Annotated in this window: 16 protein-coding genes; 4 read left to right on the plus strand and 12 right to left on the minus strand. The window is 60.1% G+C overall.

Translation table 11 applies throughout. The features are described from left to right. Positions 1 to 117: 117 nt before the first annotated feature. Positions 118 to 1,533 (plus strand): adenylate/guanylate cyclase domain-containing protein, encoded by a 1,416-nt coding sequence (locus NKH71_RS17790; RefSeq protein ID WP_352493869.1) that lies wholly within the window; start codon positions 118 to 120, stop codon positions 1,531 to 1,533. Positions 1,534 to 1,570: 37 nt separating this feature from the next. On the opposite strand, the gene NKH71_RS17795 is transcribed toward NKH71_RS17790, so the two are convergent. The 8 genes from NKH71_RS17795 to NKH71_RS17830 form a co-directional block, all read right to left on the minus strand. Next, a complete protein-coding gene (locus tag NKH71_RS17795; protein ID WP_352493870.1) occupies positions 1,571 to 2,050 on the minus strand; it encodes a class I SAM-dependent methyltransferase in 480 nt (159 codons plus the stop codon). Between the two features lie 202 nt (positions 2,051 to 2,252). Further along, positions 2,253 to 3,434, minus strand: coding sequence for an ABC transporter permease (locus NKH71_RS17800; protein ID WP_352482321.1), 1,182 nt, complete (start codon positions 3,432 to 3,434; stop codon positions 2,253 to 2,255). Then, positions 3,431 to 4,429, minus strand: coding sequence for an ABC transporter permease (locus NKH71_RS17805; RefSeq protein ID WP_023716523.1), 999 nt, complete (start codon positions 4,427 to 4,429; stop codon positions 3,431 to 3,433). The genes NKH71_RS17800 and NKH71_RS17805 overlap by 4 nt, the downstream gene beginning before the upstream one ends. Positions 4,430 to 4,431: 2 nt before the next feature. Beyond that, positions 4,432 to 6,330, minus strand: coding sequence for an ABC transporter substrate-binding protein (locus NKH71_RS17810; protein ID WP_023716524.1), 1,899 nt, complete (start codon positions 6,328 to 6,330; stop codon positions 4,432 to 4,434). Then, positions 6,327 to 8,222 (minus strand): ABC transporter ATP-binding protein, encoded by a 1,896-nt coding sequence (locus NKH71_RS17815; RefSeq protein ID WP_352482319.1) that lies wholly within the window; start codon positions 8,220 to 8,222, stop codon positions 6,327 to 6,329. The genes NKH71_RS17810 and NKH71_RS17815 overlap by 4 nt, the downstream gene beginning before the upstream one ends. Before the next feature lie 164 nt (positions 8,223 to 8,386). After that, the gene (locus tag NKH71_RS17820; protein ID WP_023716526.1) at positions 8,387 to 9,727 is read right to left on the minus strand and encodes an adenylate/guanylate cyclase domain-containing protein; all 1,341 of its coding nucleotides are present in this window, start codon (positions 9,725 to 9,727) and stop codon (positions 8,387 to 8,389) included. Positions 9,728 to 9,778: 51 nt separating this feature from the next. Next, positions 9,779 to 11,122 carry a nucleotide sugar dehydrogenase gene (locus NKH71_RS17825; RefSeq protein ID WP_352895216.1) on the minus strand — a complete coding sequence of 448 codons (1,344 nt, stop codon included), beginning with the start codon at positions 11,120 to 11,122 and terminating at the stop codon, positions 9,779 to 9,781. A 107-nt stretch (positions 11,123 to 11,229) separates the two neighbouring features. After that, positions 11,230 to 12,390 (minus strand): DUF3095 domain-containing protein, encoded by a 1,161-nt coding sequence (locus tag NKH71_RS17830; RefSeq protein WP_352482493.1) that lies wholly within the window; start codon positions 12,388 to 12,390, stop codon positions 11,230 to 11,232. A gap of 92 nt (positions 12,391 to 12,482) precedes the next feature. Between NKH71_RS17830 and NKH71_RS17835 the strand changes: the two genes are divergently transcribed. Together NKH71_RS17835 and NKH71_RS17840 are read left to right on the plus strand one after the other, a co-directional pair. Further along, positions 12,483 to 13,571 (plus strand): glycosyltransferase family 4 protein, encoded by a 1,089-nt coding sequence (locus NKH71_RS17835; RefSeq protein WP_352482317.1) that lies wholly within the window; start codon positions 12,483 to 12,485, stop codon positions 13,569 to 13,571. Then, positions 13,568 to 14,344 (plus strand): polysaccharide deacetylase family protein, encoded by a 777-nt coding sequence (locus tag NKH71_RS17840; RefSeq protein WP_352895217.1) that lies wholly within the window; start codon positions 13,568 to 13,570, stop codon positions 14,342 to 14,344. Before NKH71_RS17835 ends, NKH71_RS17840 begins: the two co-directional genes overlap by 4 nt. 90 nt (positions 14,345 to 14,434) lie before the next feature. On the opposite strand, the gene NKH71_RS17845 is transcribed toward NKH71_RS17840, so the two are convergent. The 4 genes from NKH71_RS17845 to NKH71_RS17860 all read right to left on the minus strand — a co-directional run bounded on the left by NKH71_RS17845 (position 14,435) and on the right by NKH71_RS17860 (position 19,215). Then, the gene (locus NKH71_RS17845; RefSeq protein ID WP_352482314.1) at positions 14,435 to 15,289 is read right to left on the minus strand and encodes an MBL fold metallo-hydrolase; all 855 of its coding nucleotides are present in this window, start codon (positions 15,287 to 15,289) and stop codon (positions 14,435 to 14,437) included. 122 nt (positions 15,290 to 15,411) lie between these two features. Further along, the gene (locus NKH71_RS17850; protein ID WP_254023581.1) at positions 15,412 to 15,861 is read right to left on the minus strand and encodes a cyclic nucleotide-binding domain-containing protein; all 450 of its coding nucleotides are present in this window, start codon (positions 15,859 to 15,861) and stop codon (positions 15,412 to 15,414) included. A 157-nt stretch (positions 15,862 to 16,018) separates the two neighbouring features. Further along, positions 16,019 to 18,733 (minus strand): ABC transporter transmembrane domain-containing protein, encoded by a 2,715-nt coding sequence (locus NKH71_RS17855; RefSeq protein WP_352482313.1) that lies wholly within the window; start codon positions 18,731 to 18,733, stop codon positions 16,019 to 16,021. A 17-nt stretch (positions 18,734 to 18,750) separates the two neighbouring features. Further along, entirely contained in the window at positions 18,751 to 19,215 is a 465-nt protein-coding gene (locus tag NKH71_RS17860; RefSeq protein WP_352482312.1) for a hypothetical protein, read from the minus strand. Here NKH71_RS17860 and NKH71_RS17865 point away from each other — a divergent pair. Continuing rightward, positions 19,201 to 19,872, plus strand: a complete 672-nt coding sequence (locus NKH71_RS17865; protein WP_031193291.1) for a class I SAM-dependent methyltransferase — start codon at positions 19,201 to 19,203, stop codon at positions 19,870 to 19,872. The genes NKH71_RS17860 and NKH71_RS17865 overlap by 15 nt on opposite strands. Positions 19,873 to 19,897: the final 25 nt, after the last annotated feature.

Below are 19,897 nucleotides of genomic sequence, written 5' to 3' on the forward strand. Positions count from 1 at the left end.
TCACCAGGCTTATCCATTCGAATGGCCGTACGATCTGTTTCGAAGTAAGATGGAGCACTCGGACCAAAGACCGGTCCGGTCAACCCGCCTCGGGGCGCATTTTCCGGAACCTGCACGATGAACGAAGCTCAGGATCTGTTCTCGCTTCTGCGACAATCGGCCGATGTCGATCCACAGGCGATCGACGCGATCAAGCGAACCATCGCGGAGGGCGAGGACCGCGAACTTTGCCGCATCAATGCGCCAGCCTTCGCCAGCAAGCATGGCCTCGACGAGGAGCGCGCCATAAGCGCCTTTCTCCATGCGGCGCGGGTGGGCATCTTCGACATTTCCTGGAATGTTCTGTGCCCCGGCTGTGGCGGCGTGCTCGACACCAACGCCACGCTGAAAACCCTGCAGAAGGACGAATACACCTGCGCGCTGTGCTCCGAGGGCTATTCGCCCACCCTCGACGAGATGGTCGAGGTGACATTCACCGTCAGTCCCCGCGTGCGCAGGATTGCCGCCCACAATCCACACGAATTGCCGGTGGCGGAATATTTCCGCCAGATCTACTGGGCGTCCGGCGTCGATCTGCCGGAAGAGGATTTCGCGGAAAAGATGGAAGCGTTCTCGCTGGAGGATATCGAGCTTGCGCCCGGTGAAAAGGCGGTTCTGCCCATACAGCTTCCGTCCGAATTCATCATCGTCTTCGAGCCGGTCACCCATTCAGCGCAGTTCATCGACGGGAAGGGCGAACCAACAAAGGAGCGCCGGAGCCTCTCTTTGGCCTTCGACCGCGACCATGTCCAGAACCAGACGCTGGAGATGCAACCCGGCCCGTTGCGCATTTCGCTGGAAAACAGGACCGACACCCGCGTGCTGCCGACGGTCTTCATAGCCGGCCAGGCATTGCATGATTTCCTGGGAAAACGCCGGCCCTTCCTGACCGCCAAGCGCCTGCTCACCAACCAGACATTCCGCGATCTCTATCGCACGGATACACTCGACATTAACCAGCGCCTGAAGATCACCAGCCTGACGTTCCTGTTCACCGACCTGCGCGGATCGACCGAGCTTTACGAGCGGGTGGGCGACCTTTCAGCCTTCGATCTCGTGCGCGTGCATTTCCAGGTTCTGCACGAGATCGTCGCAGCGGAGGCAGGCGCGGTAGTGAAGACGATCGGTGATGCGGTGATGGCGACCTTCGTGACGCCTGATCGTGCGATTGCTGCCGCCCTCAGGATGCGCGATGCCATGCGTACGCTCAACGACAAGAGCGGGCGCGAGGATCTGCTGCTCAAGATCGGAGTCCACGCCGGCCCCTGCATTGCTGTGTCTATGAACGACCGACAGGACTATTTCGGCCAGACGGTCAACATTGCTTCGCGGGTCCAGAACCTTGCCAACGCACAGGCGATCTTCGCCACTCGGGCGGTGGTCGACGACAATCTCACCGCCGATCTGTTGCACAGGAAGGCGCTGACGCCCGTGCCCCACGAGGTCTCGCTGCGCGGCATTGAGCGGGAGATAGCAGTATATACGATCCCCTGAAGGCTTGGCCCCTGAAGATTTGGATCGTCTCGGCCCCTCACACGCGCCTACAGATAAAATAACGATCGGCGGGCACCGAAGGCGGCGGCGGGAGGCGTTGCAACTGCGGATGATCTAACGGCATGCCGCTGACCGCGATGCCGCCGACGCGAAGCAGGCGCGCGGTCAGATCGGGAAGCCAGGTAAGGGTCACTGCATCGCGATCTTCATAGCCAGTGCCGATGTCGGCATGAACAAGAGCGGCGTCGATGCCAATGAACCTGCTCGCGGTCTCGCGTATTTCGCCGAGCACGAGATTTTCCGCTTCGGGAATTGAGCTGGCGTGTGCGGCAAGTGCGCGGTCGAACGCTACGATCCGGCGTCCGGGCAGGCGCTCGCGCAGATGGTGGAACGTCCGGCCATTGCCGAGGCCGAGCTCGAGCACAGGCCCCTCCATTTTCGCCACCTCGGCGCAGACATGATCGAGTATGTCGCGCTGTGCGGTCATCCTCCGGATGAAACTGTCGAGGCGACTCATGTGCGATTGTATGTCCTGAACCAGTCCACGAAATCAACTGCCCCCGACCAGAGCGTTTCGCGGCTGAAACCCGACGCCGACGTGTTAAACCCAGATCGAGTCTTGCCGAGGCGAACGATGAACATTGCAACAAGCGAACAGGCCGCTGACAAGGACCATACCGGGTTGAGTCGGCGGCACGGCGCGCGGCGGAATAGCGATCTCACTTGTAGGGGTCTGCGGCGTCCCGCAAGCCGTCGCCGAGGAAGTTGAACGCCAAGATGACGAGAATGACGGGGAGCATCGGCAAAAGCAGCCATGGATAGAACGCGATGACGCTGACGCTGCGCGCCTCGGTGAGCAGGATGCCCCAGCTGGTTATCGGCGCCCTCAGGCCGAGCCCGAGGAAGCTCAGCGCCGTCTCGCCCAGGATCATGCCGGGTATGGAGATCGTCGCCGTCGCGATCAGATGCGACATGAAGCCGGGAATGAGATGCCGCCCGATGATGCGGCTGCTTCTGGCGCCCATCAATTGCGCGGCCAGAACGTAATCCTCCTCGCGCAAGGCTAGAAGCTTTGAACGCACGGCCCGCGCCAGTCCGGTCCAGTCGAGCAGCCCGAGGATGACGGTGATGCCGAAATAGATCAGGATCGGACTCCAGGTTATCGGCATGATCGCCGCCAGTGCCAGCCATAGCGGAATGCTGGGGATCGATTGCAGAACTTCGATTATCCGTTGAACGATCAGGTCGAAGATACCGCCGTGATAGCCGGCCAGTCCGCCGATGACAATGCCGAGCAGGAAGCTGAAACTGATGCCGACGAGGCCGATTGTCAGTGAAATGCGTGCACCATAGATGATGCGCGAGAGCACATCGCGCCCCAGCCTGTCAGTGCCCGCCAGAAAGAGCTGGCCGTTTTCGGCAGGACAGACAAAATGCCTGTCACCTTCGATCAGGCCCCAGAACCGGTAACTGTCGCCCTTGCAGAAGAAACGGATCCGCTGAACATCATCCTGTTTCTCGATGTAGTTCCGCTTGAGCGTGTCCATATCCAGCGTCATCTGACGGCCATAGACGAACGGCCCGACGAGTTGGCCGTTGTGGAACAGGTGCACCCGCTGCGGCGGTGAATAGATGTAGTCCATGTTGCGCGTGTGCAGATTGTAGGGCGCCAGGAACTCGCAGATCAGTATCCCGAAATAAAGCGCCGCCAGGAATATGCCGGATATGACGGCAAGCCGGTGCTTCCGGAATTTCCACCACATCAGCCGCAACTGCGACGCCTGAAAGACCTTCGACTGCTCCGGCGTCATCACCTCGACCGACTGCAGGTCAAAGGGCGCGATGGAAACGTAGTGTTGCAGTGGGGCACCCGGAGCGGGCAGCGGCGATTGCGTGTTCATTTGGTGCTGCCGCCTTGCAAACGAATTCGCGGATCAAGTAGCGCCAGCGCCAGGTCGGAAATCAGGACGCCGATGACCGTCAGGAAGGCGAGGAACATCAGGAACGACCCTGCCAGATACATGTCCTGGCTTTGGAGCGCCTTGATCAGCATCGGCCCGGTCGTTTCCAAAGACAGCACGATCGCCGTGATTTCGGCGCCGGAGATGATGGCCGGCAGGATAGAGCCGATGTCTGAAATGAAGAAATTGAGCGCCATGCGCAGCGGATATTTGACCAGCGCCCTGAAGGGATGAAGGCCTTTGGCGCGCGCGGTCACGACATATTGCTTATGTAGCTCATCGAGCAGATTGGCGCGCAGCCGCCGGATCATACTTGCCGTGCCCCCGGTGCCGATGATCAAGACCGGGATCCAGAGATGGGCGAGGATCGACTTCGCCTTGGCCCAGCTCATCGGCTCGCCGAGATATTGCTGGTCCATGAGATGGCCGATGGACGTGCCGAACCAGATGTTGGCGAAATACATCAGGATCAGCGCCAGCATGAAGTTCGGAATGGCAAGGCCGAGAAGGCCGAACAAAGTCAGGCCGTAGTCGCCCCAGCTGTATTGATGCGTGGCGGAGTACATGCCGATCGGAAAGGCTATGAGCCAGGTAAAGATGATCGTGACGAAGGAAACCAGCACGGTCAGCCACATTCGGTCCCCGACGACGTCGCGAACCGGCAGCTCATATTCGAAGGAATAGCCGAAATCGCCGTGCAGCATCCCGCCGACCCAGTAGAAGTAGCGAATGACCGGTGGCTGGTCGAAACCATATTCCTTGCGCATCATCTCGATGCGATCGGAATCCACCGCTTCGCCCTGAGCCCGAAGCTCGGCAACATAGCTGTCGAAATAGTCGCCTGGTGGAAGTTCGATGATCGTGAACACCAGTGCCGATATGACCAGCAGCGTTGGAACCATCACGGCGATGCGCCAGACAAAATATCGAAGCACGCTCAGGACTCTCCAAGCCAGAATGTATCCGGCATGTAGACACCGAAATAGGCGGTCGGGTCGTAGCCGTAGAGCGCCTTGTCAGGCAGATTGCGCAGCCGCGAGGACGCCAGAATCGGCTGATGCGTTCCGTTCACCGTGCCGATCGAAAACACCTGATCGGTATAGATCGACAGCATTGAATTCCAGATTTCGGCGCGCTCCGTGGCTTCGGTCGATGCGTTCCAGCGCTTGAGTAAAGCCATCAACTCGACCACAGGCGGAAGATCGGGCGCTTCACCGACCTTGCCATGAGACAAGTAGTGAGCACCCCAGAGCGGCCATTGCAGCTGGTCGTCGACGGTGGGGGCCAGTTGGTACGGGTTCATGTCGGCGGTCGGTACGCCATTGTCGATGCCCGACCACATCGACATCACGATCTGGCCACCAAGCGCGCGGCTGCGGAAGATGTCGCGCTGCGAAGTCCGGATGAACAGGGCGATGCCGATCTTGCGCCAGTGATCGGTGATGAGCTCGAGCGCGTCGGTTTCCAGCGTGCTTTCGCCGGCCGTTTCCACTACGAGCTGCGCCGGGCGTCCGTCGGGAAGTATCCGCAGGCCGTCATCGTCACGCGCCTGAAGCCCGACCTCGTCGAGCAGGGCATTGGCCTGGTCGGGATCATGGGCGACCCAGGCTTTCGCGAATTCCGGCCGGTAGAGCGGGCTTTCCGGCAGGACCGTATCGGCACTTTCCTGCGCCAATCCGTAGAACACAGCCAAATTGATCTCGCGCCTGTCCACAGCGAGCGAAAGTGCGCGGCGCACGCGCACGTCACGAAAAAGGCCACGCCACACCTGGTCGGCACAATTCAGATTGGGCAGCAGCGCCAGCCGCGAACCCTGTGTGCGTTTCCAGAGATGCATCTTCACCGGGTAGCGCTTCTCCGCGTCTTTCAGGAAGGAATAATCGCTGAAGTCAATTCCCATGCATTGCAGGTCGCTCTCGCCCGCACCGGTCTTGGCGGAGATGATCGCCGACGAGCTGACATTCATGACGATCCGGTCAACATAGGGCAGTTGCCGGCCATTCTCGTCTATTCGATGAAAGAACGGGTTGCGCTCGAAGACGAATTGCTCGGCCGGCGGCTTGGTCCGGTTCTGCCAGGGATCGAGCGTCGGCAGTTCCGGGTTCTCCGGGCGATACTGCCGCGACATGCGGATATGCAGGAGCGTCCATTTCTGGGCCCGGTTCTCCTTCATTAGGCCGGCGAGCCGGAATGGATCCTGGTATTTCTTGTGGAACTGCTTGAGATAGGCGGCTGGCAGAACAAGCGATATCGGCGAAGCAGCAGCGAGCTTGGGCAGGAAGTCGGGATTGGGCGCATCCCAACTATAGCGGACCGTCGACGGATCGACGATCTCGAAGCGTGGCGGCTTGCCGTCCGCCAGCAGGGCCGGGGCGAGCCCGCCTTGCGAAAGCTCATCGTTCAGCCAGACATCTTCCCAGCAATAGCGAAAATCCTCCGGCGTCAGCAGGCTACCGTCAGACCATTTATGTCCTTCCCGTATCTTGAAAGTGAAGACACGATCATCCGCTACATCGAAACTTTCGAGAATGTCGGCTTGCAAGTTAAGCTTTTCGTCATAGCCGACCAGGCGAGCGTACCCGTAGATCGTCATCATCCGGATATCTTTCTGGCTGCCGATGATCGTGCGCAGCGTGCCGCCATACTGGCCGGGCTGCCGACCCATCGCAGCGAGATTCAATGCGCGCGGGCGCTTGGGCAGGCGTTCGGCGAGTGCCGGCAGCGCCCTGGCCTTCAGCTGCGGCTGAAGAAATTCCGGCTCCAGATCGCCGGCGCGCAACGTGCCCGGCAGAAATGCCGAAGCCATGAGCCCAAGGACGGTGCGCCGGCTGATCAATGGCGTAGCTCGCTGACATCGGCCGAACGTCGGGCCAGCACGAGGTGGCCGCCGCCAAGATCGAGCGGCAACAGCATATCCTCGTCGCCCTCGTCGCGGAATTGCGGTCCCCATGCGCTGGTGTCGGAAGCGCCGCTGAGCTTCAGCGTCTTGAAATCCATCGGCCTGTCGAGATCGGGGAAAGGTACTGCGGCGACCAGTGAGCGCGTGTAGGGGTGGATAGGTTTCCTAAGCAGAATTTCGCGCGGCGCGAGCTCGACGATACGCCCGCCGCACATCACCGCGATGCGGTCTGCCATGTAGTCCACCACCGCCAGGTTGTGGGATATGAACAGGTAGGTCAGGCCCAGTTCCTTCTGCAGGTCCTTCAGAAGGTTCAGAATCTGCGCCTGGACAGAGACATCGAGTGCCGAAACCGGCTCGTCGCAGATCAGGAGTTCAGGTCCCAGCGCCAACGCGCGCGCGATGCCGATACGCTGACGCTGCCCGCCGGAGAAACTGTGCGGATAACGCTTTATGAAGCGCGGATCGAGCCCGATTGCCTGCATCAGGCTCTTGACCGTGGCGAGTCGGGACGCGGCATTGCCACGTTGATGGATTTCCAGCGGCTCGCTCAAGATGTTCTCCACCGTCATGCGAGGTGAAAGCGACGAAACCGGGTCCTGAAAGACCATCTGGATTTTCGCGCGCAACAGGCGCAGCGCGTCTCCCTCGGCTTCCAAGACGTCGATCGGACCATCGCGGCCGTTAAAGATCACAGAGCCGCCGCTAGGGGTGACAGCCCGCATGAGGATCTTGCTGACGGTAGTTTTGCCGGAGCCGCTTTCGCCGACAAGACCCAGGCACTCACCCCGCCTGATATCAAAGCTCACGCCGTCCACGGCGCGAACAGAGGTTTGATGATCTCCGCCGAACCATCCGGACTTGCGGATCGTGAAGGTCTTTGTCAGATCCTTGACCGACAGCAGGAGGTCGTCCGGCCCCTTCGATGCCGGCGCCGTCTGCTTGCCGAGCAGGTTCTCGACATTCACCGGCACCTCGCGGAGCGCCTGTAGCCTTTCGCCAGGCTTTAGGTCGAAATGCGGAACGGCTGCCATCAGGCCCTTCAGGTAAGGGTGGCCTGGCCGGCGGAATATCGCCTCCACGGGTCCCGCTTCCATGATGTCGCCATGGTACATGACCACCACCTCGTCGGCTACATTGGCGACTACGCCAAGGTCGTGCGTGATCAGCAGCATCGCCATGTTCAGCTTCGTCTGAAGCTCGCGCAGCAATTGCAGGATTTGCGCCTGGATGGTGACGTCCAACGCCGTCGTCGGCTCGTCGGCGATCAACAGGGCGGGCCGGCAGATAAGCGCCATGGCGATCATTGCGCGTTGACGCAATCCTCCCGAAAGTTCAAAGGGATACATGTCATAGGCGCGCTTGGGGTTGGGAAAGCCGACAAGTCCGAGCATTTCCTCGGTCAGCGCCTTGCGCTTCACCCGAGCCATGGGCGTATGAATCTGCAGGGATTCGCTCACCTGATTGCCGATCGTATGCAGCGGCGACAGTGATGTCATCGGCTCCTGAAATATTTTGCCGATGCGGCTGCCTCTCAACGCCCGGATTTCGGGTCCGTCACGCGGCATTTGCAGGATATCCTGCGTCGTGCCGGGCTTTTCAGGATCAGAAAACAGGATACGGCCGCGAACATGGGCTGTGTTCGGCAAAATGCCCATCACTGCCTGGCTGAGAACCGATTTTCCGGAACCGGACTCGCCCACAAGCGCGGTAACCTTGCCGGGCAGGACGCGAAGATTTGCACGCCTGACGGCATGCAACGGTCCCCCTATAATGGCAAAAGAGATGCCAACATCCTCGATCCGCAGCAGATCAACGCTCGAATTCATTCTCACACCAGCCCCACTCTGGCGGCCTGCCGGTCGGCAGGCCCAGAAAGCGAGACTAGCGCATTGCCAGCCTAGAGCAACTTGGATTCGAAACGGTCGCCAGTTCCCCGGCGGAACCGGCGACCGGACTGCATACCAAAGGCGTTCGGATCAGATCGTGACGGTTACTGGAGCTTCCTCGGGTCGCCCGCCGACAGCCGCGCGGCATCGCGATGAAGCAGCATGACCTGCTCGGCGTCCGATATTCGGTCGTAAATCGGCTCCAGCGCACCGTCTTCATCGAGTGCAAGAGCACCCGACAAATCGGGTGAAAGCACCGTCAGCTTCTGCTTGATGCCCGCCAGTTCCTCCTTGCCGAGCGTCAGCCAGTTGTTGGCGCTGCAATAGCCGGCGAAATCTTCGCTGGCGAGAACGCTGTGCGAATATTTCTTGGTCAGGGTCTGAAGGCGCTGGACCTCGTTTACAGCCGAGCCGAAGACAGAGAATGTGAGCCGGTCGGAAAGCCCGACATTGCCGAACATCACATTGCCGACATGCAGGCCGATGCCGAATTTAATGTCGCCCAACCGCTGCTCCTTTCTGCGCAGATTGAGATCCATCATGCGCGCGGTGGCCTTGTGCGCTGCCGCAAGGGCAGCCCGGCAGGCGATCTCGGACTGCGCACGGTGCCTTTCGCAAGGGTAGACAGCAATGAAGCCATCCCCCAGGAAACTCATGATCTGCCCGCCTCTGCGATTGAAAGGTGCAGCAATGGCATCGAAAAACTGGTTCAGCGTATCGATATAGATTTCGCGGCCGGAGGTTTCGGCAAGCCTTGTCGACCCGCGCATATCGGCCATGACCAGTGCAGCCCGGATTGTGTCGCCCTCGCCGCGCTTGATCTGGCCGTCCAGCACCCGCCTGCCGGCGTCGCCGCCGAGATAAGTGGTCATCATGTTGTCGGCGAGCTTGGTGAGCACCGCCATCTTGGTTGCGATAGCGAGATGGTTCTGGATCCGCAGCAGCGCCGAAATCATGTTGTCACTGAAGCCTGCAGCACTGTCGGTGGACCAAGACCCGATCATGCCCTGACTGGTGTTGCCGCTGAAGGGATGGACGAAAGCCATGTAATCGGTGACGCCCATAAGCTTGAGGTCATCGAAAACAGGAAATTCAGACGGCACCGACGGGTCGAGCCGGCGCCGCAGATGGTCGAGTTTGTGGCTGAGCAGATGGTAGTATGGGCTGGTCAGGAATCTGTCGGAAGGAACGCCGTCGTCATGACGGAAGCCTTCTACTTCCAAGCCCTGGCCGCGGAGCCAGGTGAAGCCAAGCGCGTCATAAAGCGGATGAAGCATCGAAAAGCTCAAATGCACCCGCCTCAACGGCAGGCCGGCAGCAGCCAGCCGTTCACAAAAGCCCTTTACCAATGTTTCCAGGTCGTCGCCCGCCAGCGCCGATTGGGTCAGCCAATCAGCAACCTTATCCATGAGAATGGCAGAAATTTCTGCTTGCGCTGTGCTCATGCTATCTCGAAATCTCCTTGATCCGCCACAAATTCGCCGGCTCGGACGCCGTCAGGCCTTCACCACCGTCTCTCGGGTTAGCCCGAGGCGGCCAAAAACATTGCGTGTGTCGACGATCAGAAGAGCGTGATCCGCGATCGCCTGATAGTCAATCGCGTCGTGGTCGGTTGCAACGACGACAGCATCGAAATCCTTCAAGGCCGCCTCGGTCAATTCGACCGAGCGACGCCCCTTGATCGCCATATGCTCCCGTGTGGTCGGGATCTCCGTAACATGCGGATCGTGGAATTCCGCCTTGCCGCCCCATTCCTCGATGAGTTCAATGAGCCGCAATGAGGGGCTTTCGCGGATGTCGGGCACATTCTTCTTATAGGCGAGCCCGATGATGAGAATGCGCGAGCGGCTGAGCGCCTTGCCGCAGCGCCGGTCCAGCGCCTTCGCCAGTTCATCGACCACATGACGCGGCATCGCCGTGTTGATCTCTGCCGCCAGCTCGATGAAGCGGGTCGGCAGTTCATATTCGCGCGCCTTCCACGTCAGGTAGAAGGGATCGATCGGAACGCAGTGGCCGCCAAGTCCGGGGCCGGGATAGAAAGGCATGTAGCCGAAGGGCTTGCTCTTTGCCGCCTCGATCACCTCCCAGATGTCTATGCCCATCGCACCGAGCACGACCTTCAACTCGTTGACCAGGGCTATGTTGACCGAGCGGAAGATGTTTTCCGTCAGCTTGACCGCCTCGGCGGTCGCCGTGGTGGAAACCGGAACAACGGTCTTGACCACGCCCTGGTAGAAAGCCTGAACGAGTGTCGCCGCTTCAATGCCGTCGCCTGCCACGATCTTGGGGATCGTCGCGACTTCAAAGCTTCGGTTGCCGGGATCCTCGCGTTCGGGCGAGAAGCCGAGGAAGAAATCTATCTTCGACCGCAAGCCGGTTTCTTCCAGTATGGGCTTGATCACGTCGTCGGTGGTGCCGGGATAGGTGGTCGATTCCAGCACGATCAGCTGGCCGAGACGCAGATGCTTCGCGATGGTGCCTGCCGTGTTCCTGATAAAGGAGAGGTCCGGCTCACGGTTTTTCGTCAGCGGTGTCGGAACGCAGATGATGATGACATCGCAGACGGCCAGTTCAGCAAAATCCGCAGTGGCGCGGAACCGTCCGCTCGCCACCTGGCCGGCAAGGGCTGTCGAGGTCACCGCCTCGATATAGGATTGGCCGTTGTTCAGGCTCTCGACCTTCTGGGCTTCGACGTCGAAGCCGGAAACCGGGAAGCCGGCGCGTGCGATCGCAACCGCCAGCGGCAGCCCGACATACCCCAATCCGATCACGCCGACTTGCGCGGCGCGCGTCGAAATCCGGTTCAGAAGACGGTCATATGTCGATCGTGAGGCGTCCAAAAAATCTGCTTTCCCTTAATTCGGACAGACCGTCCGCTTCCATGGCGAGGCTCACTTGGTCCCAAGAACCCCGAGGCATATTGCGGAAAATCGATGTCCGCAAGCTGTCAGACCGGCACCTTCGCCTTCAGGCTTGCTGCAGCCATCGCATAGCCGCCGGCGGCGCCATCGATGAAATGAACGTGATCGCGCTGCAGCGGCGAGGCGACGAGGCATGTCATCAAGGCCGATTTCTGGCGGTGCAGGCCATAGTTGCAGATGCCCGCTTCTTCCGCCTGTTTCAGCCGGTTCTCGATCCGTTGCAACACATCCGCGTCAACGTCGATGGTCATCTTCAAGCCGTCGTCGAACTTCCGGAAATCCGAATTGCTGGCCACGTCGCGTTTGTAGATCTTCGGATCGAATTTGCCGATTGTCCAGCCATATCTATCGGTAACAGCCGTAAGCGTCATCAGGAACACTATCCACAGCTTCGACAGCCATCGCCGTCCTGCCGGCGCCGTGGCGCGCGCCTCGATATCGAGGCCGGCGGGCAGCAAACTGTAGTCCGGTCCGTTCACCGGCACCGGGTGGCCATCGCGTTCCTGCCTGCCGGCAAGGGCGATGATGTCGGAAACCAGAAACTGAAAACCGCGCAAGTCGCGCGACGCCCCCGGTATGGCTATGATCGAGACGATTTCGCCATTCCGGGCTTCGATCGGGTTCCAGCGGCACGAGAGGCCGGTCAGATCCGGCCGCGCGCCGGCCGGCGCTGGATCGATGCGGTAGCGCCCCGCTTTCATCTCGGCTTCCGCCCAACTGCCGCCACCGCCGGCGAACATGGCATAGAAGACCGCTTCGGAGGCCTGGAACCTCGCCACGCGAACGTCGAGGCCTTGCGCTCTGATATCCTTTATCGGCACGATTGCGGCACGCAAGGTCAGGTCGAGTTCGTCCGCCACCCATCTCTGGACAGCCGCCAGCGCGTTGCGGGTGATCTCCAGCGCCGAGCCGGGAAATGCCACGAGCGCGCCGTCGCCGCCGAAGACAAAGGGAAGATCTTGCCGACCCAGCGCATTGAGCAGCGCCGAAATGACGCTGGCACCGGCCATATTGACGGTTTTATAGCGCCCAGCCCCGATCGCCTTGGTCGAGCCGACGATGTCGGCGGTGGCCAGCGCCCAGCCATCGGGGAGAGGCCGATAGTTATCGATATCGGCAACGCTTTCGAACTTTGCGAAGACCGGCAGGGAAGCGACAAACGGATCGGACGCGGCAGCTGTTTCCATGAGCATCAGATAGCACATTCCACTGCTTGAAGGTGAAGTCGATCATGCTTCGAAATTGACTTGCGCTGGCTTTCCGATGATAGGGTCCGGCGATGCGAATTGCCTTCTACGCGCCGCTGAAGTCGCCCAATCATCCCGTTGCCTCCGGCGACCGCCAGATGGCACGGATGCTGGTCAAGGCGCTGGAGCATGGAGGGCATAGCGTCGAACTAGCATCCGAATTACGCTTCTATCTACGCGAACCGGATTCGAAAAGTTTCGACGCGCTCAAGATCGAGGCCCGGGAGGAAGCCGCGCGGCTGGCAAGGCTTTGGGATCGTGACGGCAAGCCCGGTCTGTGGTTCACCTATCATCCCTATTACAAGGCGCCCGACCTGATCGGGCCCGAGCTGGCGTTGGCCTTTGGTGTCCCCTATGTGACAGCGGAAGCCTCCTATTCGAGGCGGCGCAACACCGGTTTGTGGGCCGATACGCAAGCGTTGGTGGCGCGAGCCGTCGAACAGGCAGCGCTGAACATCTGCTTCACGCAAAGGGATCGTCAGGGACTGGCAGATGCGATTCCCGACGCCGCTTTCGGCATGCTTTCGCCCTTCATCGACACATCGGTATTCCGGGAAACGCCGGCACGGAGTTGTCCGACGCGCCTCGTTACCGTCGCCATGATGCGCCCGGGCGACAAAGTCGAAAGCTATCGCATGCTGGCGCAAGCGCTCGGTCCGATCGGCCACCTGCCCTGGACCATGTTGGTCGTCGGGGATGGGCCTGCCCGTGACGAGGTCAAAGCGCAATTCGCCGGCTTGCCCGCCGCCCGTATCGAATGGCTTGGCGCGATTGAGCCAGCCGCCGTGCCGGATGTCCTCTACAGTGGGGGAATTTACGTCTGGCCGGGTTGCGGCGAGGCCTATGGCGTTGCCTATCTTGAAGCACAGGCCGCCGGCCTTCCGGTGGTGGCTCAGGACATCGCCGGCGTGCCGGAGGTCGTGCGGGATGGCCAGACCGGGTTTCTCACCCCGCCGGGCGATGTTGCGGCGTTCGCTTCTGCCATTGAAAGGCTTCTGGCCCGTAACGACGAAAGAACCATCATGGCCGCGGAAGCCAGACGTTTCATCCTCGAAGAACGTTCGCTCGGTGCTGCAGTGGCGCGGCTGGCCGAACTCCTTGCGAAGATCCCGGTTTCATGACACCCGATCAGATCTGGCAGCCCTTGGTGGAAGAACTGGCGTGCCGGCAACGGGCAGACCGCAAGGCAGAGTTTTGGCTGCGCGACGATGACGCCGTGGATCCGACGCCTGCGCTTGATCGGCTGCTCGACCTCACCGGTGAATTCGCGGTTCCGGTGACTCTGGCCGTCATTCCGGCCCTGACTGATGAGAAGCTTGTCGTCCGGCTTGACGAGGCGCCGCATGCCACGGTCGCCATCCATGGCTGGGCGCACCGAAATCATGCGCCCGAGGACCAGAAAAAGCAGGAGCTCGGCGCGCATCGGCCACGCGAGGCGGTGCTCAATGATCTGGCTCGCGGGCTGTCGCACGTAACCGGCCTGCACGGCGCACGTACCGTTCCGATGCTGGTGCCACCCTGGAACAGGATCGACGCCGGCCTGGTATCCGACCTTGGATCGATAGGATTTGCGGCATTGTCGGTCTATGGGCCGCCGAGGCGTGCTTCACTGGCGGTCATCAACAGCAATGTCGACATCATGGATTGGCATGGCACGCGCGGCTGCCGCGATCACGGCCTATTGGTTCAGGCTATCATCGCGCAATTGCAGCATGCATTCGATGGCGGCGAACCGGTCGGTCTGCTCACCCACCATCTCGTACACGATGAATCGGCCTGGCTTTTCCTCGAACGGCTGTTCGCCGTCACCGCACGGACTGAAGCCTGCGCATGGCTTCCGATCAGGACATTGATCGGGCGCAGCGCCGGTAGAGCAATTCCAGGAAAAGTGTGAACGATTTTCCGTCTGGAATTGCGTCAAAACAAAGAGATAGAGCGCTTCGCCGTTTCTGTGAAACGGTGAAGCGCTCTAGAGGAAAATAGCTCAGCGCTTTTTGCGCAATGAGACTGGAAGTTTGAGCGTCTGGCCATCCCGCGCGGCAAAAGCGCCGGTAAACCTGTCCTTGGCCAGTTTCTCGATCTTGTCCAGTTCCTTGTCGGTGCGTGTCGGATCGTGGTGAAACAGCGCAAGCCCCCGCGCACCGGCCGCCTCACAGAGCTTGACGCCCTGTTGCCATGTCGAGTGCCCGTAACCGCGGCGGCGTTCCATTTCCTCCTCGGTGTAGGTGCAATCGTAAATGACGAGGTCGGCATCTTCGATCAGGCCGAGCACCGTCTGATCGAGTTTGTCCGGCTCGTGCTCAGTGTCTGTGATCACCGCCACGACGCGGCCGCCCCATTCGACCCGGTAGCCTATGCAGCCGCCCGGATGGATAAGACTGCCGGTTCGGACCACCACCCCTTCGCGCGGGCGAAGCACGTCTCCGGATACGAAATCGCGATAGTCGAGGCTTGCCTTGCTGATCTCCAGTTTCACCGGAAACCACGGCGGCCGCATGAACTCATCGATCATCTGCCGGGTGGTCATGTGTCCTGCAAGATGCCCGGACCAAAGCGTAACCTTGGCGCCCCGGTCATAGATCGGCGCAAAAGACGGCAGCCCGATGATGTGATCGTAATGGCAATGAGTGAAAAGCAGGTCGAAATCGGTGACGCCCAACGCCTGAAGCGCCGCGCCGGCAGGCCGTAGGCCAGAGCCTGCGTCGAACAGAAGCGTATGCTTACCGCATCGCATCTCGACGCAGATTGAGTTGCCGCCATAGCGAGAGAATTCTGGCCCTGATACCGAAATGCTGCCGCGGACACCCCAAAACCTGACCAGGAAAACGTTGTCGTCCATGCTACCCCTTCGCCCATCATATCCAAACAACTGCTGCTAGGCGAGACAGGCTTTCTCCGGGTGATCTTCTCAGCGAGAGGACAGTGCCGTCACGACGGCGAGGATCGAGCGCACGTCCTTCGTTATTTGGCGCTTCGTGCGTCGATCAGATCCGCGGTTGTATGGCTTAGGCGATCGGCAAGAACCCGCAATATCTCGATGGTCATTTCCGGGAACTCCCTCATAAGCCTCAGGAAATGATCCTTGCGGATTCTCAGGACTTCCAGCGGACTTGCCGCTCTGACGGTGGCAGTGCGGGAGCTGTTGCACAATATGGCAATCTCGCCAACGATCGAATTTGGCTCCAGTTCGGCAACTTTTATCGGTCCGCTGTCGGAATCGACAAGAATATCCGCCCTGCCTGAAAGGATGACATAGGCGGCGTCTCCCTCGTCGCCCTGCCGGAAAAGGATCTGGCCGGCGCTGTAGCTCACACGATCGGATGTGAACGCAAGCAGCTTGAGCTTTGTCGGCTCGATGGCAGAGAACAAGGGAACGCGTTGCAGCATTCCAACTTCATCCTTGAGCAGCATTGTCGCAAACCTTCCAAAATTCGCGTTTGCCAGACTAGAGCAACGGACGCCCAGATGGAATCAATTCTCTTTTCGAGACGGCGAGACAAACCACGCGAAAGGTGGCGAGCCCGATGTCGTGCACCGGCAGAATGATCCCATCTGAATGTCCGTTGCTCTATGACAACAGTTCCTTGAAGATACCGTTCCCTGCCAAAAGTGCCTCGTGTGTTCCGTCTTCCGCCAATTGACCCGAGTCGAAGACGATAACGCGATCGAACATCATCGCCATTGCCGGATTCGTCACGACCCATACAATTGCCGGCGAATGGCCGTCGCGCCTGGCTTCCTCGAGCACGTTTCGCAGCACCTTGTCCTGCATGCGCTGGTCGAGCGCCGAAAGTGGCCGGTTGAGAATGAGAAAATCGGGACGCTTGAGCAGGGCCCGGGCAACATCGAGCTTCTGTCGCTGTCCACCGGTCAGCCGCCTGCCGCCGGAGCCGACGTTGAAGTCCAGGCCGACATCCAGAAGTTCGGCATAAAGCCCCAGTTCGTCAAGAATGTCATAGACGATGGAGCGTATGCGGTCCGGTGCGTCGGGATGGTTGTTGCCCACACGCCCGAACAGGACGTTATCCATGACGGTGGCCGCGGCAATGTATTTGGCAGGGTCATACCGTTCGACCGCATTTTGCAGTTCGGGCGGCAGGTTTTCATAGAACCGGCTGCGTGCAGCGACGATCTTGCTCATCAGCTCGTCGCTCAGCAGGCCGAAGCGATGCCGGGGCTCGATGTAGGCAAAGCTCAAGGTGACGATCATGGCGCGATCGTTCTCTGAAACCGCCTCGTGAGGACGGTTCTTGAGCCGTTGTAGCAAGGTTTCGTAGGCGGGTATCTCCTCGGCGCTCATGAAGGCGAGCTGCTGGAAGAACTGGTGATCGGGCGGCAGGTCGGCAAACAGCTCGATCGCCTGTTTGGCGATCTCCAAGCCCATTTCGTAGAGCGTGCGGTCGAGGCCGGCTTGCCTCAGCACAGAAGCAAAATAGGGATTGGCCGCCAGGGCCCTGTCGGCCAGTTCGGGGCCGGCGGCAGCGCCGAAGAGCAGGTTTTGGCCGATCGTTGCTTCCTTGTTGTAGGCGCCCGGTTCGAAAGGAACCACCAGTCCGCTCAGCCCCTCTTGTTCCAGCCTGGTTCGCAGCGCCGCACGCAGTTCAACGATCCGCCTGGCAAGCTCCGTGTGACGCGTGAGGTCGGCCGAAGAGCGCAAGCCGAGATCCAGAATGTCGCGCGACAGAACAACCGCGTCGAGCACCCGGCGCACGGCTTCAAAGAGGTCGTGCGGGCCGGTAGCCCCGGCGGAAGCATAGTTGATCCAGTCGCTGTGGATATCGAGATCCGGATTGCCCGACCGGCGCGCCTCGTGGATATTCCAGCGGTGCTGGTCTGCCGCGGCACCGTCATAAGGCACCGATGTCAGCGGCGCATGCTTCAACCCGTAGAGCAGGTTGTCGCGGAGGCTTGCCTGGAACAGGAAAACATCCGACGAGGCATAAGACATGCGCCGGCCGGTCACTGCCTCGGGAAGTTCAAGCAGGTCGTCGGTGCCCGAAGCGACCCTTCCGCTGTCCGGCCAGTTCAGCCGCGCGAAGGCTTCTGCAAGCGCCTCCGCTCCACCTGTTGCGGTACTGACCAGCGCCACCGTCTCACCCGGCTTGACCTGGAGGGAGATACGGTTGAGGAGCATTGCACCGCCATCGTCTGCTATAGACAGATTGATCGCCGATAGGGGATTGGTCATCGGATCAGGATCGTCGATCGTCAATGCCCCGATTTTCGGCGCGATGAGACCCTCGACGGTGAACTGTTCAACGACCTGTTGATATTTGACCTGGACATCCTGCCGATCCTGATCCCAGTCGATCAGTTCCTTCATCGGTCCGGGCAGGTCCTTGTAGGCGCCGATCACGGCCACGAGCTGGCCGACGTCCAGCCTCCCCTGGATGACCAGATACCCGCCGATCATATAGAACAGAAAGGGCGTGAGCTGCGCGAGAAAATTGTTGAGGAACTTCACCATGAATTTCCATTGGTAAAGATCGAAGCGGATCTTGAAGATGAGCCCGAGCCGGGCAGCTATGTCGGCGCGCTCGTAGTTTGATGTATCGTGGACGTGAACCGCGCCGATGCCGTCGACGATTTCGCCAACCCGGCCCGAAAGCGCGCGCGCCGTCAACTGCCGTTGGCGCCCGAGCACGATCAGCCGCCGCCGCATTCGCGGGATGAGTACGATCTGGATCACCACGATCACGACCGCTATCATTCCGAGCCAGACGTTCTGGATCATGATGAACAGCATGGCCGTCACCGCCTGGCCGCCGAGCAGTACCGGCTGCAGGAAGGCGTCGCCGATGAAGCCGCCCAGCGGCTCTACCTCGTCCTTCACCATGGTCGCCACTTCGGCGGATTTCACCCGCTTGAAGTAGACCGGCGGAAAACGCAGCACACGGTCCACCAGATCGAAGCGGATACGTCGCAGCATGCGTTCGCCCAGGCGGCCCTTGTAGGTGTTGATGTAGAATTTGAACAGGCCGTTGATGACGACTAGCAAGAGGAACACAAGGCTCAGGGCAAACAGGGTCTCCTTGCGGTCGAGCTGAAAACCGGAGAAGAACTGGACCTCTCCAATGAACGGCAGGTTATAGTGTAGCCTCATGAATGGCTGGGTCGCGCCCGGTTGCTCGAAGCCCCTACCTTGGATCGGGCCGTTGACGATCAGCTTCGGTAGGTCGAAGGACATGAAATACGGGACCATCGAAAGCACGACGATCATCAATATCCAGAGCTGCTGCTTCTTGGTGTGCGTCCAGATGTAGCGGGCTAGGCTGGGTTCCATATGCGACTGCGGACCCTTCAGTTGAAAGGATGCAGGATGTAAACGCACCTGCTGGCGAATGGCGTATCGGCAATTTCTTCGTCGCCAACGACAAAGTCGAAGCTGCAGTGCACGGACATTGTCCTGCGCTCAACGATGCAAGGAACCTGCGAGGCGGCGCGATCCAGTTCCGGCGCATGGTCGATGACAACGACATGGGCATTGTTGATCAGCGAAGAAGGCAGCTGGCCAGACGGTTCGCGGCTTCCGCAGGGCGTTGGCGAATAGCCGAGCAGCACGAGGCCGCAGCTGGGCGGCTGGTGCTGGCGGATGGACGCCGATGATCCGGACAGATGCAACAGGCTCTCTCCGGCACCGGGCAATAGCCAAGCGGCTTGCAGCATAATCACGTCCGCGGAATCAAACAGTCTTGCGGGAGGCAAGATTGCGTTGTGTCGCCCGAAATCCCAACATACAAGACAAATATGATGGATGTCACGCAACCACGCAATGCCGGTATGGACTGGCACGAGCAAGCCTTGGACCTCACGCGGGGAATTGCTGCTTATGTCAACTGCCCTCTCGTGGCAGGGCTGGCGCGCGTCGTCACCAAGCATCCGAAGGCCGATATCGCCAACGCCTTCAACCACAAGCAGGTCGCCTGCAAGATGTGGGCGCTCGACAGGCTGTTCGAAAGCTGCGGCGGCCGGTTCGGGCGCATATGGGTTCTGGGTGGATGGTACGGCGTATTGCCGGCAATGCTTTTCAACGACGCCCGCTTCGACATCGCGGCGGTCGATAGCATCGACATCGATCCCGAAGTCGCGCCGGTCGCCCGGACCCTCAACCGGGAAGCCGGCGACCGGTTCCGGGCGCTAACGGCAGATATGTACGCACTCGACTATGCGGCCGTCCGGCCCGACCTGATAGTCAATACGAGCTGCGAACACATAGCCGATCTGCGCGCCTGGCTTGCTCTGCTTCCGCGGGGCACGAATGTACTGCTGCAATCGAACGATTATTTCAGCGAGCCGACGCACATCAACTGCGTGGCTTCACTTGCAACCTTCGAAGCAATGGCGGCGCTACGGGAGGTGCGGTTCTCCGGCGAACTGCCGACAAAAAATTATACGCGCTTCATGCTGATTGGAACTGTTTAATGTATTTCGCCCAAAAGTGCGTAGC

Source organism: Mesorhizobium sp. M0983 (assembly GCF_040318975.1).
Classification (GTDB): Bacteria; Pseudomonadota; Alphaproteobacteria; order Rhizobiales; family Rhizobiaceae; genus Mesorhizobium.

Bases quoted from the DNA above. Each gene is read 5' to 3' on its own strand.
- NKH71_RS17865 (WP_031193291.1), top strand. From the start codon at position 19,201: ATGGATGTCACGCAACCACGCAATGCCGGTATGGACTGGCACGAGCAA.
- NKH71_RS17835 (WP_352482317.1), top strand. From the start codon at position 12,483: ATGCGAATTGCCTTCTACGCGCCGCTGAAGTCGCCCAATCATCCCGTT.
- NKH71_RS17820 (WP_023716526.1), bottom strand. From the start codon at position 9,727: ATGAGCACAGCGCAAGCAGAAATTTCTGCCATTCTCATGGATAAGGTT.
- NKH71_RS17815 (WP_352482319.1), bottom strand. From the start codon at position 8,222: ATGAATTCGAGCGTTGATCTGCTGCGGATCGAGGATGTTGGCATCTCT.
- NKH71_RS17850 (WP_254023581.1), bottom strand. From the start codon at position 15,861: ATGCTGCTCAAGGATGAAGTTGGAATGCTGCAACGCGTTCCCTTGTTC.
- NKH71_RS17845 (WP_352482314.1), bottom strand. From the start codon at position 15,289: ATGGACGACAACGTTTTCCTGGTCAGGTTTTGGGGTGTCCGCGGCAGC.
- NKH71_RS17790 (WP_352493869.1), top strand. From the start codon at position 118: ATGAACGAAGCTCAGGATCTGTTCTCGCTTCTGCGACAATCGGCCGAT.
- NKH71_RS17800 (WP_352482321.1), bottom strand. From the start codon at position 3,434: ATGAACACGCAATCGCCGCTGCCCGCTCCGGGTGCCCCACTGCAACAC.
- NKH71_RS17840 (WP_352895217.1), top strand. From the start codon at position 13,568: ATGACACCCGATCAGATCTGGCAGCCCTTGGTGGAAGAACTGGCGTGC.
- NKH71_RS17795 (WP_352493870.1), bottom strand. From the start codon at position 2,050: ATGAGTCGCCTCGACAGTTTCATCCGGAGGATGACCGCACAGCGCGAC.
- NKH71_RS17830 (WP_352482493.1), bottom strand. From the start codon at position 12,390: ATGGAAACAGCTGCCGCGTCCGATCCGTTTGTCGCTTCCCTGCCGGTC.
- NKH71_RS17855 (WP_352482313.1), bottom strand. From the start codon at position 18,733: ATGGAACCCAGCCTAGCCCGCTACATCTGGACGCACACCAAGAAGCAG.